Annotated in this window: 15 protein-coding genes; 6 read left to right on the top strand and 9 right to left on the bottom strand. The window is 65.4% G+C overall.

Annotated elements, in window-relative coordinates; genetic code table 11:
* The first annotated feature begins 13 nt into the window (after window positions 1-13).
* The 6 genes from LZD57_RS11700 (at window position 14) to edd (ending at window position 9376) form a co-directional block, all read left to right on the top strand.
* Complete coding sequence (locus tag LZD57_RS11700) at window positions 14-1297, top strand: NAD(P)/FAD-dependent oxidoreductase (protein WP_233719806.1); 1284 nt, start codon at window positions 14-16, stop codon at window positions 1295-1297.
* A gap of 373 nt (window positions 1298-1670) precedes the next feature.
* Complete coding sequence (locus LZD57_RS11695) at window positions 1671-2324, top strand: biliverdin-producing heme oxygenase (RefSeq protein WP_233719805.1); 654 nt, start codon at window positions 1671-1673, stop codon at window positions 2322-2324.
* On the top strand, window positions 2321-4930 hold the full coding sequence (locus LZD57_RS11690) for an HWE histidine kinase domain-containing protein (protein WP_233719804.1): 2610 nt from the start codon (window positions 2321-2323) through the stop codon (window positions 4928-4930). The genes LZD57_RS11695 and LZD57_RS11690 overlap by 4 nt, the downstream gene beginning before the upstream one ends.
* 253 nt (window positions 4931-5183) lie before the next feature.
* Window positions 5184-6662, top strand: coding sequence for a glucose-6-phosphate dehydrogenase (gene zwf / locus LZD57_RS11685; RefSeq protein WP_233719803.1), 1479 nt, complete (start codon window positions 5184-5186; stop codon window positions 6660-6662).
* Window positions 6663-6735: 73 nt separating this feature from the next.
* Entirely contained in the window at window positions 6736-7440 is a 705-nt protein-coding gene (pgl, locus tag LZD57_RS11680) for a 6-phosphogluconolactonase (RefSeq protein WP_233719802.1), read from the top strand.
* A gap of 118 nt (window positions 7441-7558) precedes the next feature.
* A complete protein-coding gene (gene edd, locus LZD57_RS11675; protein WP_233719801.1) occupies window positions 7559-9376 on the top strand; it encodes a phosphogluconate dehydratase in 1818 nt (605 codons plus the stop codon).
* Window positions 9377-9427: 51 nt separating this feature from the next.
* Here edd and LZD57_RS11670 read toward each other — a convergent pair whose 3' ends face one another.
* From LZD57_RS11670 to aptA, 9 genes are all read right to left on the bottom strand, one after another.
* Window positions 9428-9760 (bottom strand): hypothetical protein, encoded by a 333-nt coding sequence (locus tag LZD57_RS11670; protein ID WP_233719800.1) that lies wholly within the window; start codon window positions 9758-9760, stop codon window positions 9428-9430.
* A gap of 245 nt (window positions 9761-10005) precedes the next feature.
* Entirely contained in the window at window positions 10006-10707 is a 702-nt protein-coding gene (locus LZD57_RS11665) for an SDR family oxidoreductase (protein WP_233719799.1), read from the bottom strand.
* A gap of 140 nt (window positions 10708-10847) precedes the next feature.
* Complete coding sequence (locus LZD57_RS11660) at window positions 10848-11213, bottom strand: endonuclease domain-containing protein (RefSeq protein ID WP_233719798.1); 366 nt, start codon at window positions 11211-11213, stop codon at window positions 10848-10850.
* A gap of 95 nt (window positions 11214-11308) precedes the next feature.
* A complete protein-coding gene (gene hydA / locus LZD57_RS11655) occupies window positions 11309-12760 on the bottom strand; it encodes a dihydropyrimidinase (RefSeq protein ID WP_233719797.1) in 1452 nt (483 codons plus the stop codon).
* Window positions 12757-13131 carry a type II toxin-antitoxin system PemK/MazF family toxin gene (locus LZD57_RS11650; protein WP_233719796.1) on the bottom strand — a complete coding sequence of 125 codons (375 nt, stop codon included), beginning with the start codon at window positions 13129-13131 and terminating at the stop codon, window positions 12757-12759. The genes hydA and LZD57_RS11650 overlap by 4 nt, the downstream gene beginning before the upstream one ends.
* On the bottom strand, window positions 13128-13364 hold the full coding sequence (locus LZD57_RS11645; RefSeq protein ID WP_233719795.1) for an antitoxin MazE-like protein: 237 nt from the start codon (window positions 13362-13364) through the stop codon (window positions 13128-13130). The genes LZD57_RS11650 and LZD57_RS11645 overlap by 4 nt, the downstream gene beginning before the upstream one ends.
* A 118-nt stretch (window positions 13365-13482) precedes the next feature.
* A complete protein-coding gene (locus LZD57_RS11640; RefSeq protein ID WP_233719794.1) occupies window positions 13483-14088 on the bottom strand; it encodes a DUF1643 domain-containing protein in 606 nt (201 codons plus the stop codon).
* On the bottom strand, window positions 14088-15335 hold the full coding sequence (locus LZD57_RS11635) for a Zn-dependent hydrolase (protein WP_233719793.1): 1248 nt from the start codon (window positions 15333-15335) through the stop codon (window positions 14088-14090). Before LZD57_RS11635 ends, LZD57_RS11640 begins: the two co-directional genes overlap by 1 nt.
* A 330-nt stretch (window positions 15336-15665) precedes the next feature.
* Window positions 15666-16994 (bottom strand): omega-aminotransferase AptA, encoded by a 1329-nt coding sequence (gene aptA / locus LZD57_RS11630; RefSeq protein WP_233719792.1) that lies wholly within the window; start codon window positions 16992-16994, stop codon window positions 15666-15668.

Below are 16994 nucleotides of genomic sequence, written 5' to 3'. Positions count from 1 at the left end.
AAGGTCCGACGCCATGGACAGCTACGTCTCGCCGATCGCCCCCGGCCGCTCCTACTATCAGGACACGGTCGAGCGCCCGCGCCATCCCCGCCTCGACCAGCGCGTCGAGACCGACGTCCTCGTCGTCGGCGGCGGCTTCACGGGCCTCTCCGCCGCCATCCATCTCGCCCGCGCCGGCGTCGACGTCACGCTGGTCGAGGCGCATCGCCTCGGCGACGGCGCTTCGGGCCGCAATGGCGGGCAGATGGGCACCGGCCAACGCATCTGGCCGGGGGAAGTCGAGGCGCTCTACGGCTTCGAACGGTCCAAGGCGCTGTTCGATCTCGCCGAAGAGGCCAAGGCCCATCTCTTCGAGTTCATCGCCGCCAACGGCATCGACGCCGACCTGCGCATGGGCCAGCTCTCGGTCGTCCACAAGCGCTCCTATGTTCCCGAATATCGCGGTCAGGTCGAAGCGCTGAAGGCCCGCTACGGCTACCGGAGCGTCGCTTTCATGGACGCTGGCGAGACCGCCGAACGGCTCGGCTCGCGCCGATATTTCGGCGGCATCCGCGACGGGGGCACGGGCCACGTCAATCCGCTGAAACTTCTCGTCGGCCTCGCCCATGTCGCGACCGCGAGCGGCGCGAGGATCTTCGAGGAGACGAAGATCCTCTCGACCCGGCGCGAGAACGGCCGGACCGTCGCGGCCACGGCACGCGGCGAGATCCGTGCCGAGCGGATCCTCTATGCGGTGAACGCCTACGGGCCGGGGCTCGACAAGGCGATCGACGCCCATGTCATGCCGATCGGCTCCTTCATCGGGGCGACCGAGCCGCTGCCGGACAGCGCCGGCGTGCTGCCGGGCGGCGAGGCCTGCGACGACTCGCGCTTCGTCGTGCGCTATTTCAGGAAAAGCGTCGACAACCGGCTGCTCTTCGGTGGTCGCGAGGCCTATACGTCGGAGGCCGGCGACATCACCCGCCACATCCGCAAGCAGATCGCCGAGGTGTATCCGCATCTGAAGGGCGTCCGCCTCACCCACGCCTGGGGCGGTTCCGTCGGCATCACCATGCAGCGACTGCCCTTCGTGCGCACGCTCTCGCCGGGCGTGACCACCATCGGCGGCTTTTCCGGCCATGGCGTCATGCTGGCGAACTTCGCCGGTCGTCTCTACGCCGAGCGAATCGTCGGCAATCGCGACCGCCTGGCGGAGTTCGAGGCCCTGGACATCCCGTCGTTTCCCGGCGGAAGCCGCCTTCGGGCGCCCCTTCTGTTCCTTGCGATGACGTGGTTTTCCCTGCGTGACAAGATATAAGTCGACCGTAATGTTTTTCACTTTGAACTCGGCCGCTGCAGCTTGCAGTCTACGAAAGTCCGTTTTAATTTTGCCGGCTACTGAATGATTGTGCCGCCGATCGACCGAATTCGTCTTTCGGAGCCTCAATTTCTCCATCAGGTGACTAACTATCATGCTCGTCGAGTCGCGGGGTGCCGATTCGCCATGGTGAAAACGCGTCCGAGACGGGGATCGGATCTCGAGGGCCTTCGAGCGAAAAAAAGCCAATTCGGCGCAGACCCGGATTGGCCAGTCAATTCAATGGCCCCCGCCCCGACGGTGGCTGCAGACCTCGGACCGGGAGGCTGCAGACCCTTGTAAGTGCGTAAAATGACATACATTTCGGGTTCCGATGAACGAATTTGCGGCTATCAGAACAATCGGTTCCACGGCGATTTCCACTCCTCCCGGCCCCGACGCCCTGCGGTCGTTTCTCCGCGACCATACGGCAGAGAGCCACGCGCGGCTCGATAACCGCTTCGGCGCGTTCGCAGGCCCGCGAACGGTCGAGAGCTATCGGCGATTCGTGGCGATGAACCTGCTCGCTCATCGCGCACTCTCGGCCTTCTTCACCGACGCGCGGGTTTCAGCCGCAACGCCGCTGCAGACGTCGGTGCGGACGAATCTGATGCATCTCGAAGCCGATCGTGCGGCGATGGACCTCGATTGCGCGACGGCCTGCGAGTTTTTCGTGGAAACCCTGGGGGCGGCCGAGATCGCGGGTCTCACCTATGTTCTGGACGGCTCCCGGCTGGGCGCTCGCTTCATCCACCGCCGCCTCGAAAAGGCCGGCGCTCTCGACTCGCAAGGCGGCGAAGCCTCGGCGCGGTTCCTGCGGTCGGCTTTCGACCGGGACGGGGCGGGCCCTCATGGCATCGAGACCCCCGGCGCGGACGTTGAGACCAAGGAACGCGCGCTGGCTGCCGCCCTCGCGACATTCGCTCTCTTCGAGCGTTGTCTCGATCGGATCGTCGCACACGAGGTCGGGAAGGAACCGTCGCGATGAGTTTCACCGTCCCGACCACCGACGAACTCGATCTGTCGAACTGCGACCGCGAGCCCATCCACCAGCTCGGACGCGTACAGCAGTTCGGCTATCTCGTGGCCATCTCGATGGACTGGATCATCCAGCACGTCTCTGCCAACGTCGCCGAGATCTTCGGCAGCGGTCCGGACGATCTGCTGGGTGTGCCGCTGGCGGACATTCTGCCGCAGTCGGCGATCCATGCCATTCGCGGCAAGCTCCAGCTTCTCTCGCCCAATGACGGCTCGGAGCGGATCTTCGGCGCCGATTTCCTCGGCGACGGCCGGCGCTTCGACGTCGCGGTCCACATCGCGACGAACTCGATCATCATCGAGCTCGAGGCGACGACGGAGCACGCCCTCGGCAACGGCAACCCCGGTTCGCTGATCAAGGCGATGATTGCCCGGATCCAGCGCGCCGAGGCGACCGATGCCGTCTTCAAGGAATGCGTCCGGCAATTGCGCGCCGTGACGGGTTTCGACCGCGTCATGCTCTATCGCTTTGCCGACAACGGGTCCGGGGCGGTCGTTGCCGAAGCGTTGAACCGCGATCTCGAACCGTTCTTCGGCTTGAACTATCCGGCGACGGACATTCCGCGCCAGGCCCGCCGCCTCTACGTGAAGAACCGCGTGCGGATCATCTCGAACGTCGAGGCACAGGACGTCGACATCGTCCCGCCCACCAATCCGCATGGCGAGCCCCTCGACCTGTCGCTCTCGGTGACCCGCGCCGTCTCGCCGATCCACGTCGAATATCTGAAGAACATGGGAGTCTCGGCTTCCTTCTCGATCTCGATCGTCATCGACGACAAGCTGTGGGGGCTATTCGCCCTCCATCACTATTTGCCGCGCCATCTCTCCATGGAGATGCGCTCGACGATGGAACTCTTCGGCCAGGTGATCTCGCTCGTCATCGAGGGTCGGCTCGCCAAGGAAATGCGCCTTGTCGAAGAAGAGGCCAGGGACGTCCACGACCGCGTCGTCGGTCGGCTGATCGCGACCTCGCCGACCATGGAGGAACTCGTCGACTTCGCCGACGACTTCCGCGAACTGATCCCCTGCGACGGGTTCGCCGTTTGGGCGAAGGACGTGGTGCGGACGGTCGGCCATTGCCCGTTTCCGGACCAGATGCCCGGCATCGCGCGCTTCCTCAATCGCGCTTCGGCAAGCCGCGTCTATGCGACGGACGAACTCTCTTCGGTCTATCCGAAAGCCCACGAGTTCGTCGATCGTGCCGCCGGCCTGCTCGCCATTCCGATCTCCCGCTCGCCGCGCGACTACCTGATCTTTTTCCGCAAGGAACTCGTCGAGACCGTCACCTGGGCGGGCCGGCCGGACGACAAGCCGGTCGAATACGGGCCGAACGGTCCGCGCCTGACGCCGCGCAAGAGCTTCGAAGCCTGGCAGGAGACGGTGCGCGGCAGGTCGCGGCCGTGGTCGAATTCCAATCTCAAGGCCGCCGAAGCCCTGCGCGTGTCGATCCTCGAGGTACTGCTGCGCTTCAACGAGGAGGCTGAGCGCCAGCAGACGCTTGCGACGGAACGGCAGGAACTCCTGATCGCCGAACTCAATCACCGGGTTCGGAACATTCTGAGCCTGATGCGGGCGCTCGTCGTCCAGAGCCGGGCCAGCGCCAAGAGCGTCGACGACTTTGCGACCATCATCGGCGGCCGCATCCAGGCGCTCGCGCGGGCGCACGACCAGATCACCGACGACAAGTATCAGGCGCAGAGCCTCAGATCGATCATCCAGACGGAGATCGAGGCCTATGTCGGCCACAAGGTGGCGCGGGTCCACCTCAACGGGCCGCCGATCCTCGTCGAAGCCAAGACCTTCTCGACGCTGGCGCTGGTCTTCCACGAGATGGTCACGAATTCCGCCAAGTACGGAGCGCTCTCGGATTCCCTCGGCGAAATCTCCGTCGATTGGCGCATCGACGAGAACGACAGCTGCGAGATCCGCTGGCGCGAAAGCGGCGGGCCGCCGGTCCAGCCGCCGTCCCGCCGCGGCTTCGGCACGACGATCATCGAGCGGTCGATCCCGCACGATCTCGGTGGCGAGGTCTCGATCGAATATCATCTGGCCGGAATCCGGGGGCGCTTCCTGCTGCCGCCGCAGAGTTTCTGGCTGGCCGACGAAACGAACACGAAGACCCACTCACCGGGAGAAGAAGACGCCGCCTTGTCCAACGAAGCAATGCAGCCCCTCACCGACGCGCGGCTTGCCGGCAAGTGCGCCCTCATCGTGGAAGACAACATGATCATCTCGCTCGACGCAGAGCAGATGCTCCTCGACAATGGTGCGGCACGGGTCATGACGGCGATGAGCGTCAGGGAAGCCAAGCGGATCGTCGAGAACGAGGCTCTGGACATCGCCCTTCTCGACGTCAATCTCGGCGGCGAGACCAGCTTCGCCCTCGCGCCGATCCTCAAGCAGCGCGGCATCCCCTTCGTCTTCGTCACCGGCTACGGCGAAAAGCTGGATCTGCCGGAGGAGATCGACAGGGAGGTCGAGGCGATCAAGAAGCCCTTCGCGACGGATCAGCTGGTCGCCGCGCTGGATCGCGCCCTCGCCCGCAATTCGGAATGAGCGGCAGCCAGCGCAAAGCGCCCGCGGTTGCCCCGAGGGCGGCTGTGATAGATCCTCCGCCAGCCGGTAGAAATCCTCTTGCCGCCCTGCAAACCCCGGCCCCATCGCCTCGAAACGACGCGGGGAGAGGCGAGGCGGCGAAACAGGGGATTTTTTATTGGCACTGGAAAAATTCAAACGATTAGACTAGAGCACCGCAAGAGTGCCCCGCAGGATACGGCGCGGGCGCCGCATCCCGATCAAGAAGTGACCGATGTCCAGCCAGATCATTCCGGTCGATCCATTCGACTACGTCGTCTTCGGCGGCAATGGCGACCTTGCCGAGCGCAAGCTCCTGCCGGCCCTCTATCATCGCGACCACGACGGGCAGATTCCGGCCGAAGCGCGGATCGTCGGGGCCTCGCGCTCGGACCTTTCCGACGAAGACTATCGCGAATTCGCCCGTGAAGCGCTGTCGAAGCACGTCCGGCCGGAAGACATCCACGAAGTCTCGCTCGAACGGTTCCTCTCGCGGCTCCACTACCGGACCGTCGACGCCCAGGCGGATGGCGGCTGGGAGGAACTCCGCGCCCTTCTCGACGAAGTCGGCCACTCGCGGATCCGCGCCTTCTACCTGGCCGTCGGCCCCACGCTCTTCGCCCCCATCGCCGAGCGGATCGCCGGCAAGGGACTTTCCAACGAGCGCTCGCGGCTGATCGTCGAAAAGCCGGTAGGCCGGGACCTCGCCTCGGCCCGTGAACTCAACGAGACGATCGGTCGGCACTTCGCCGAGGAACAGATCTTCCGCATCGACCACTATCTCGGCAAGGAGACGGTGCAGAACCTGATGGCGCTGCGCTTCGCCAACGCCCTCTACGAGCCGGTCTGGAACTCCACCCATATCGACCACGTGCAGATCACCGTCGCCGAATCCGTCGGCCTCGAGGGCCGGGCCGGCTATTACGACAAGGCCGGCGCACTGCGCGACATGGTGCAGAACCACATCGTCCAGCTGATGTGCCTCGTCGCGCTCGAGCCGCCCTCGGCGCTCGACGCCGACGCCCTGCGCGACGAAAAGCTCAAGGTCCTGCGGGCTTTGAAGAAGATCGACCCGTCCAACGTCGAGAGCCGGACCGTGCGCGGCCAGTACAAGGCCGGCGCCTCGGGCGGGGCTGCGGTGAAGAGCTATCTCGACGATCTCGGCGACGGCGACAGCGACACCGAGACCTTCGTCGCGATCAAGGCGGAGATCGACAACTGGCGCTGGGCCGGCGTTCCCTTCTACCTCAGAACCGGCAAGCGACTGTCCGAGCGCATGTCGGAAATCGTCGTGACCTTCCGGCCGATTCCCCACAACATCTTCGACAGGGTCGCCGGCAACATCTCGCAGAACCAGCTGGTGATGCGTCTGCAGCCCGACGAAGGCGTGAAGCAGTGGCTGATGATCAAGGATCCGGGCCCGGGCGGCATGCGGCTGAAGCACGTACCGCTCGACATGACCTTCGCCGAATCCTTTAGGACCCGCAATCCCGACGCCTATGAGCGCCTGCTGATGGACGTCATTCGCGGCAACCAGACGCTGTTCATGCGCCGAGACGAAGTCCAGGCGGCGTGGGAATGGGTCGATCCGATCCTCAAGGCCTGGGACGAAAAGGGCGTCAAGCCGCAGGGCTACACCGCCGGCACCTGGGGGCCGTCGGCCTCCGTCGCGCTCATCGAGCGCGACGGGCGCACCTGGCACGAGCCGGACTGACCGGAACGGACGGACGACCGGCGGGCCGGACCTTCTGAAGGGCCGTATCTCCGACGTGGAGCGAGGCGAGCGCATGAGCGAACCGGTGATCCATCGCTACGAAACCCGCGAGGCGCTCGCGGAGGGGCTGGCCGCCGGCGTCGCGGCGGTGCTTGCCGGCGCCGTCGCCACGGAAGGCGAGGCACGACTGGCTGTGTCCGGCGGTTCGACGCCGAAACGCTTCTTCGAAAGGCTTGCGGCGGCTAAGATCGACTGGCGCAACGTGACGATCACCCTCGTCGACGAGCGCTGGGTGCCGGAAGACAACGAGCGCTCCAACGCCGCCATGCTGCGCCGGCACCTTCTCGCCGGCCCGGCGGCGGCGGCGCGCTTCGTGCCCTTCTACGAGCCGAGCACCATGCCGGAAGAGGTATTCGACACGTTGAACGACCGCTTCCACCCCATCGGCCGCCGTTTCGACGCGGTGATCCTCGGCATGGGCGGCGACGGGCACACCGCCTCGTGGTTTCCGCACGCGCCGGGGCTCGCCGAATGCCTCGACCCGGCGACCCATGACACCATCGCCATCGTTCATCCCCTCGGCATGGACGAGCCGCGGGTGACGCTGACCTTGCCCCCGGTCGTGGACGCGCGGTTTCTCGCGCTCCATATCGAAGGGGAGGAGAAACTCGCGACGCTCGAAGCCGCGAAGACCGGCGGGCCCGTTGCCGACATGCCGGTGCGCGCCGTCCTCGGCGCCGCGCGGACCGAGCCGCTCGCCGTTTTCTGGGCGCCCTGACGACGAAGTCGCGGCGATACCGAATGGAATCGGCGGCCTGCGTGCACATGAAACCTCCGGCGCGTTCGAAGCTTTGCTGCCCGACGCGCCTCCATCGTTCGACAAGGAACCGCAAGCGATGACTGCCGACCGTCGCATCGAAGAGATCACGAGCCGCATCCGCGAGCGGTCCGCGCCGACGCGCGAGCCCTATCTCGCCCGGATCCGCGCCAAGGGCGCCGAAGGGCCGAAGCGCTCGACGCTGACCTGCGGCAATCTCGCCCACGGCTTCGCCGCCTGCGGCCCGCTCGACAAGGAGCGGCTCGCGGGCGATCGCACGCCCAATCTCGGCATCGTCACCGCCTATAACGACATGCTTTCGGCCCACCAGCCCTTCGAGCGCTATCCGGAGCTGATCCGCGAGGCGGCGCGTCAGATCGGCGGCACGGCGCAGGTCGCCTCCGGCGTTCCGGCGATGTGCGACGGCGTCACGCAAGGCCAGACGGGCATGGAGCTGTCGCTGTTCTCGCGCGACGTCATCGCCATGGCGACCGCCGTCGGCCTGTCCCACGACATGTTCGATGCGGCCGTCTATCTCGGCGTCTGCGACAAGATCGTGCCTGGGCTCGCCATCGCGGCGCTAACCTTCGGCCATCTGCCGGCGATCTTCATCCCCGCCGGGCCGATGACCTCGGGCCTTCCCAACGACGAGAAGAGCCGCATCCGCCAGCTCTATGCCGAAGGCAAGGTCGGCCGGGATGAGTTGCTTCAGGCCGAATCCCAGTCCTATCACGGGCCGGGCACCTGCACCTTCTACGGCACAGCCAACTCCAACCAGATGCTGATGGAGATCATGGGCCTGCACACGCCGGGCTCGTCCTTCGTCAACCCCAACACGCCGCTGCGCGACGCTCTCACCCGCGAGGCGACGAAGCGCGCCCTGGCGATCACCGCGCTCGGCAACGAATACACCCCGGCCGGGCTGGTGGTGGACGAGCGCGCGGTCGTCAACGGCGTCGTCGGCCTGCATGCCACCGGCGGCTCGACCAACCATACGATGCACCTCGTCGCCATCGCCGCGGCCGCCGGCATCCGCCTGACCTGGCAGGACATCTCCGACCTCTCCGACATCACGCCTCTCTTGGCCCGCGTCTATCCGAACGGCCTCGCCGACGTGAACCACTTCAACGCCGCCGGCGGCATGGGCTTCCTCATCCGCGAGCTTCTCGACCGGGGCCTTCTGCACGAGGACGTGCGCACCGCCTGGGGCCAGGGGCTTCGCGCTTATGCCATCGAGGCGAAGCTGTCGCCCGACGGCGAACACGTGGTGCGCCACGACGCGCCGCGCGAGAGCGGCGACCCGAAGGTGCTGACGACGGCCGACAAGCCGTTTTCCAACAATGGCGGCCTCAGAATGCTGAAGGGCAATCTCGGCAAGGCCGTCATCAAGGTCTCGGCGGTCAAGCCCGAGCGCCGCATCGTCGAGGCGCCGGCAAGGATCTTCCACGACCAGAACGAGCTGAAGGTCGCCTTCGACGCTGGCGAGCTCGACCGCGACTTCGTCGCGGTGGTCCGATTCCAGGGACCGAAGTCGAACGGCATGCCGGAACTCCACAAGCTCACGCCCCTCCTCGGGGTGCTGCAGGACCGCGGCCACAAGGTCGCGCTCGTCACCGACGGGCGGATGTCCGGCGCAAGCGGAAAAGTGCCGGCGGCGATCCACGTCACGCCGGAGGCGAAGACCGGCGGCCCGATCGCCCGGCTCAAGGACGGCGACATGATCCGCCTCGACGGCGAGACGGGGACGCTCGAGGTACTGGTCGACGCGGCGGAACTCGACGCCCGCACGCCCGAGATGCCGGATCTCTCCGGCAACGAATTCGGCCTCGGCCGCGAACTCTTCGCCGCATTCCGCTCGGCGGTGGGGGACGCGGAGAGCGGCGCGAGCGTGTTCTGAGGGCCGAGGCTGCCGTCCTCCGCCGCTGAAACGGCGCCGACGGCAGCGCCCTCACCCCTTCGCCTGCGGCCAGACCATCAGCAGGAAGCCGACAAGGCCGAGGCCCATGCCGACCAGCTGGGTGAGCGGCGGCCGCTCCTGGAAGACGGCGAAGGCGATGACGTTGATGAGGATGAGCTGGGCGACCGAGGAGGCCGAGATCGCGACGCCGAGCCCGCTCTCGCGCATCAGCCGGACCATCATCAGATTGCCGACGCAGTAGAGCGTCAGCGACCCCGCGAGCACCCACGGCAGGCCGTTGTTCAGGTAGGACCGCGTCGCCGACGCGGCGGCGAGAAACACCGGCACGGTGCCGGCCAGCCACAGGATCGCCGCCGCGTTCATTGCCCCCGCATCCTCTGAGAGTGATTTTCGACAGAGCTATATCGGCTTTGAAGCCGGTTGCCACGCCCTGATTCAGCGACGCCGCGGCAATCCAGCACTCCTCATTCTCAGCTCACGGGTCCGGCGCTCGTCATCCTGAGCCTGTCGAAGGGCGACAGGCTCGGCGCGCCCCGGACCCTTCGCCTTCATGGCGCGACAAGCGAACCATCAGGCGAAGGACCATGCCGGCTTGGAGATGCCGAGGCTCACACCGACCGCGTGATGCCGCCGTCCACCCGGATGTTCTGGCCGGTGATGTAGGCCGCGCCGTCGGAGGCGAGGAAGGCGATGGTCTCGGCGATCTCCTCGACATGGCCGTAGCGCCCCATCGGGATCTTCTCGCGGAAGGTCTCCTTTTCCGGGAGGCTGTCGACGAAGCCCGGCAGGACGTTGTTCATCCTGACGTTCCTCGCCGCGTACTGGTCGGAGAATAACTTGGTGAAAGAGGCGAGCCCGGCCCGGAAGACGGCCGAGGTGGGGAACACCTCGCTCGGTTCGAAGGCGGCGAAGGTCGAGATGTTGATGATTGCCCCGCCGCCGTTCTCCGCCATGATCGGCGCGACGAGCCGGGCGGGCCGCACCGCGGAAAGGAAATACACCTCCATCCCCCGATGCCAGTCCTCGTCGGAAATCTCGAGGATCGGCGCACGGGGGCCGTGGCCGGCGCTGTTCACCAGAACGTCGATCCGACCCCACCGATCATGGACGGTCTCGACCAGCCGGCGGACGTCGTCGTTCGACTGGTTGGAGCCGGTGACGCCGATGCCGCCGAGCTCTTTCGCCAGCGCCTCGCCCTTGCCGGAAGAGGAGAGGATCGCAACGCGAAAGCCCTTTTCCGCAAGCTTTCGCGCGGCGCCGGCACCCATGCCGGACCCGCCAGCCGTGACGATCGCGACCTTGTCGGTCATCTGACGCACGCTCCCTTCGATTCGTTGCCCCCGCATGCTGCCCGTCGCCGGGCGATCAGATCAAGGCCGAGGGCTCACTGCAATGCCCGCCCCCTCCCCCTTGTGGGGAGGGGTAGGGGTGGGGGTCACGGCGCTGGTTCTCACCGCTTCAGTCCCAGAACGCCCATGATCTCCTCGATGCATCCGTCGAAGGCGTCGCTGATGTCTCCGGTGCTGAAACGAAGGACCCTGTAACCCTGTTGATTCAGCCACGCATCCCGGACAGCATCCCGCGCCAGACGATCCGGCCATTGATGAAACTCGCCGTCGACTTCGATCACAAGACGCTCGGCATGAGCGGCGAAGTCCGCGATATAAGGTCCGATCGGCGCCTGTTTGCGGAAATGGATGCCAAAGTGCCGCCGAAACGTCTTCAACTCGTGCCAGAGGCGCGTCTCGCCGTCCGTCATCGTTTTGCGCAGCTGGCGCGCCCTCTCGACGGATCTGCGCTCGATGCGCGTCGGCATGATCCAGCTTCTCCCAGGCCGCCAGTGTACCCCCACCCCTGCCCCTCCCCACAAGGGGGAGGGGAACGGCTAGCCTTCCAACGTTGCCGTCCAGATCACACCCCGCTCATCGGAATGCCCGTCCGCTCGACCTTCCGCGGCGCCGTCAGTTCCTTCCACGTCGAGAGCGCCTTGTTGACCGGCGCGTTGGCCGGCCGTTCGACGAAGCGGCCGTCGCCCTTTTCGGCGCGCACGTCGCCGTCCTTGTAGACGAGCTTGCCGCGGGAGAAGGTCATCACCGGCATTCCGGTCACCTCGACGCCCTCGAAGACGTTGTAGTCGATCGCCGACTTCTGGGTCTTGGCCGAGATGGTCTTCGTCGCCTTCGGATCGAAGACGATCAGGTCGGCGTCGGCGCCGACGAGGATCGCGCCCTTCTTCGGATAGACGTTGAGGATCTTGGCGATGTTGGTCGAGGTCACCGCGACGAACTCGTTCATCGTCAGCCGGCCGGTGGTAACGCCCTTGGTCCAGAGCACCGACAGCCGGTCCTCCAGCCCGCCGGTACCGTTGGGGATCTTGGTGAAATCCCCGAGCCCCATGCGCTTCTGCTCGGTGGTGAAGGCGCAGTGATCCGTCGCCACCACCTGCAGCGAGCCCGATGCGAGGCCGGCCCAGAGCGAATCCTGGTGGCTCTTGTCCCGGAACGGCGGCGACATCACGCGGCGCGCCGCATGATCCCAGTCGGGGTGGGAATATTCCCCGTCGTCGAGCACCAGATGCTGGATCAGCGGCTCGCCATAGACCCGCATGCCCTTCTGCCGCGCCCGGCGGATCGCCTCGTGCGCCTGTTCGCAGGAGGTGTGGACGACATAGAGCGGCACGCCGGCCTGGTCGGCGATCATGATCGCCCGGTTCACCGCCTCGCCCTCGACTTCGGGAGGCCGCGAGAAGGCGTGCGCCTCCGGGCCGTTGTTGCCTTCGGCCATGAGTTTTTGTTGGAGGAAAGCGACGACGTCGCCGTTTTCGGCATGGACGAGCGGCATCGCGCCGATCTCGGCGCAGCGCGTGAAGGAGGCGAACATCTCGTCGTCGTTCACCATCAAGGCGCCCTTATAGGCCATGAAGTGCTTGAAGGTGTTGATGCCGGCGTCGACCACCTGCGGCATCTCGTCGAAGAACTTCTGGCCCCACCAGGTGACGCCCATGTGGAAGGAATAGTCGGTGCGGGCCGGCCCCGCCTTCTGGAACCAGACCTGCAGGGCGTCCATCGGCCCCTGGTCCGGCGCGGGCAGGCAGAAATCGACGCACATCGTCGTGCCGCCGGCGAGCGCCGCCGCCGTGCCGGTGTCGAAGTCGTCGGCCGAATGGGTGCCCATGAAGGGCATTTCCATATGGGTGTGCGGATCGATGCCGCCAGGCATGACATAGGCGCCGGAGGCGTCGATCACCTCGTCGCCGGACAGGTCCGGCCCGATTGCGGCGATCCTTTCGCCGTCGACCAGGATGTCGGCCTTGTAGGTGAGATCGGCGGTGACGATGGTGCCGCCTTTGATGACTGTGGTCATGGCTTATCCCTGTCTATGGGCGAGCTATCGCCCTTGGCGCGAAGTGGATCGAGCGCGAGGAGCATCATCAGCGCCCGATCGACATCCAGCATGGTTTCGTCATCGAGATGGCCGATGGCATCGCGCACGCGATGGCGCGGCAGCGAGTAGAGCTTGTCGACCATGACGCGGGAGCGCTTTGCCAGACCATTTTCGTTTGTCGGATCGACTGCGACCCGCAACACCCGCGCGCCCTCGTCGAAGGTAGTCAGAAGCGCGATGACAACGCTATCGAGCCGGCTGTCCATACGATCGTTTTGAAGAACGACGGCAGGTCTTGCCTTTCCGTAGTCGCCCGGCAGCGCCACGATGACGACATCGCCGCGCTTCATCCCGCCTTCTCTTCCATTTCTTCGATGAGGCGAAGCGTCTCGCGCAGGGCTTCCTCCGTCCAAAGGTCGACGTCGGCGCGTTCTTCGGACGCGGATATCAGCCGGCAATCCTCCTCCACCTGCGCCCAGATTTCGTCCGACCAGATGTCGGGCAACCAGACTTCAACGGGACGATAACCTCTCGACAGCAGGCCTTCCCGCTGCCCCTGCGTCAGTTCACGCGGACGTCCCATCTGCGCCTCCGCTATTTAGTCAAGTACCAATGCGTCATTAGTACTAGCCTGGCTGAATTTCGATAATGATACACTGCTTGGCGCCTTACCATGTAGTGATTGCAAACGCCATTTGCGATCATATCGTATCATATCGTTCTGGCAGCCAATCATGACGAGTGCCCTGCCCTGGGTGTCTCGGACTTCCATCTGCATTGACGCCTATCCTCCAAAGCCCGAGACTTGATGAGGATTCCGATCGAGCGATACGGATACATTCTAGAAGAATCTGTGCAAACCTCCGCGCATGGCGGTTCCTGCCCCAAGAAGTGATCGCCGCATCAAATCTACTAATGTCGGCGGCAATTTTTGCGTAGCTTTCAAGGATGAGATCTTGGCTTGCTGAGCTCACCCAATCTTCGAGAATTTTTGGATTACCGTTTTCGATTGGAAAAACATTGTAGGCGATACATCCGTCAAACCCCCAGCGCCAGGATAAGGAAATCATATTCCACCCTACACCGCGCTTTTTGAATGGCTGCAACTGGTGGCTGATAGTGTTGCCGGCAGGATTTAGACTAACCCATGGCACGAGTACTGCCTTTGGGTCATCCAGGCGGCTCCATTGGCGTATTCTCTTCCAACGCGCGATATCGTTGAGGCGATAATCTGACACAATGCCCCGGTCGGGCCCGTTTCCACGTCGCATCTCTGGACTACGGAGGACACGCTCGACCGACTGCATTACTCCACCACTCCCGCCGTCTCCACCACCGCATGCATCAAGACGTTCGCGCCGTTCCGCGCCCAGTCCCTGGTGATCTCCTCGGCCTCGTTGTGGGAGAGGCCGTCGACGCAGGGGCACATGACCATGGCCGTCGGCGCGACGCGGTTGATCCAGCAGGCGTCGTGGCCGGCGCCGGAGACGATGTCGGTGTGGGTGAGGCCGAGCCGCTCGGCGGCGTCGCGCACGGCCTTGACGCAGCCCTCGTCGAAGGTCACCGGGTCGAAATGGCCGGCGATCTCGATCTCGTGGCCGATGTCCAGCGCCTCGCATATCGTGTCGATGCCGTCCTCGATCCGCTCGCGCATCTCTTCCAGCGTTTCCAGCGAGGGCGAGCGGATGTCGATGGTGAAGACGCACTTGCCGGGGATGATGTTGCGGGAATTCGGATGGACCTCCATGTGGCCGATCGCGCCGACGGCGTTCGGCTGGTAGTCCATCGCCACCTCGTGGACGAGTTCGGTCACCCGCGCCATGCCGAGGCCGGCATTGCGGCGCTTCGGCATCGGCGTCGAGCCGGTGTGGCTCTCCTTGCCGACGAGCGTCACCTGCAGCCAGTAGAGGCCTTGGCCGTGGGTCACGACGCCGATGTCGATCCTCTCGTCCTCGAGGATCGGCCCCTGCTCGATGTGGAGTTCGAAGAACGCGTGCATCTTGCGCGCGCCGACGGGCTCGTCGCCTTCCCAGCCGATACGCTTCAGCTCGTCGCCGAAGGATTTTCCCTTGGCGTCGATGCGGGCCTTGGCCCAGCCTTCCTCATGGACGCCGGCGAAGACACCCGAAGCGAGCATCGCCGGGGCATAACGGGTGCCCTCCTCGTTGGTCCAGTTGGCCACGACGATCGGATGCTTCGTCCTGATGTTCAGATCGTTCAGCGTCCGGACGATCTCCAGCGCGCCGAGGACGCCGAGCACGCCGTCGTACTTGCCGCCGGTCGGCTGGGTGTCGAGGTGGCTGCCGACATAGACCGGGAGAGCCTCGGGGTCGGATCCTTCGCGGGTGAAGAACATGTTGCCCATGGTGTCGACTCCCATGGTCATGCCCGCCGCTTCAGCCCAGGACTGGAAGAGCTTTCGCCCCTCGCCGTCCTCGTCGGTCAGGGTCTGGCGGTTGTTGCCGCCGGCGACGCCCGGGCCGATCTTCGCCATCTCCATCAGCGCGTCCCACAGCCGGTCGGCATTGATCTGGAGGTTGGAGAGCTGGCTCATGGGGTGTTCCTTTTGAAGGCTAGGCGAGGTGGCCGCGCGGTCTTTCACGGCATCTGATTTAACGCTCGCGGCGACATGTCCGAGCGGGCGCCGCACCTCTCCGCGTCGTCATTCTCGGGCCCCGTCCCGAGAATCCAGAGATCGTCGAGCGCCGTCCGCATCGACTGCAGAAGCTCGAAGCCGCCGATGCTGCGGCCTCCGCCCTGGATTCTCGGGACGGGGCCCGAGAATGACGAAGTTTTGGGGGCGGCGCCTTCTCCGGCAACGTGCCAGGGTTCCCGCGCTCCGTCAGCGGCACGTCCCGACGTTCCGCCACAATGGCGGTCGCGCTCACTCCAGCCCGGCCAAAATCCCCTTCAGCGTGTCGACGATCTCGCCGATCTGGTCCTCCGAGACCATCAGCGGCGGCGACAGCGCGATGATGTCGCCGGTGGTGCGGATCAGAAGCCCCTCCTCGAAGGCCTTCACGAAGGCCGAGAAGGCGCGCTTGGTGGGCTCGCCCTTCATCGGCTCCAGCTCGATCGCGCCGATCAGGCCGATGGTGCGGATGTCGGTGACGTGGCGGGTGCCCTTCAGCGAATGGATCGCGTCGGCCCAAACCGGCTCCAGGGCCTTCGCCCGCTCGAACAGGCCCTCTTCGAGATAGGTTTCGAGCGTTGCAAGGCCCGCCGCGGCGGCGATCGGGTTACCGGAATAGGTGTAGCCGTGCGCGAACTCGATCAGGTGTTCCGGCCCGGACATGAAGGCGTCGTGGATCTTCGCCGAGGCAAAGACCGCCCCCATCGGGATGACGCCGTTGGTCAGGCCCTTGGCGGTGATCATGATGTCCGGCGTCACGCCGAAATAATCCGCCGCAAAGGCCGTGCCCATGCGTCCGTAGCCGGTGATCACCTCGTCGAAGATGAGCAGGATGCCGTGCTGGTCGCAGATTTCGCGCAGGCGCTTGAGGTACCCCTTCGGCGGCGGCAGGACGCCGGTCGAGCCGGCGACCGGCTCGACGATGACGGCGGCGATGGTCGAAGGATCGTGCAGCGTCGCGATGCGGACGAGGTCCTCGGCAAGCTCGACGCCGTGCTCGGTCTCGCCCCTGGAATAGCCGTTCCGCTCGGGATCGTGGGTGTGGCGCATGTGGTCGACGCCGGTGAGGAGCGTGCCGAACATCTTGCGGTTGCCGACGATGCCGCCGACCGAGATGCCGCCGAAATTGACGCCGTGATAGCCGCGCTCGCGGCCGATCAGCCGGAACCTCGCACCGTCGCCCTTCGCCCGGTGATAAGCGAGCGCGATCTTCAGCGCGGTCTCGACCGATTCCGACCCGGAATTGGTGAAGAAGACGTGGTCGAGGCCGTCCGGCGCAATGGTCGTCAGCCGCGAGGCGAGTTCGAAGGCCTTGGGGTGGCCCATCTGGAAGGCCGGGGCGTAGTCGAGCTCGGCCGCCTGGCGCTGAATCGCCTCGGTGATCTTCGGTCGGCAATGGCCGGCATTGACGCACCACAGCCCTGCCGTGCCGTCGAGAACCTGGCGTCCGTCCGAGGTGGTGTAGTGCATGTCCCTCGCGGCGACGAACATGCGCGGCGCCTGCTTGAACTGCCGGTTGGCCGAGAACGGCATCCAGAAGGCTTCGAGATTGTTGGGGGCGATCCGCGTCTGCTCGTTCAT

Source organism: Jiella avicenniae (assembly GCF_021390325.1).
Classification (GTDB): Bacteria; Pseudomonadota; Alphaproteobacteria; order Rhizobiales; family Rhizobiaceae; genus Jiella; species Jiella avicenniae.
This window is presented reverse-complemented; position numbering and strand designations above follow the sequence as displayed.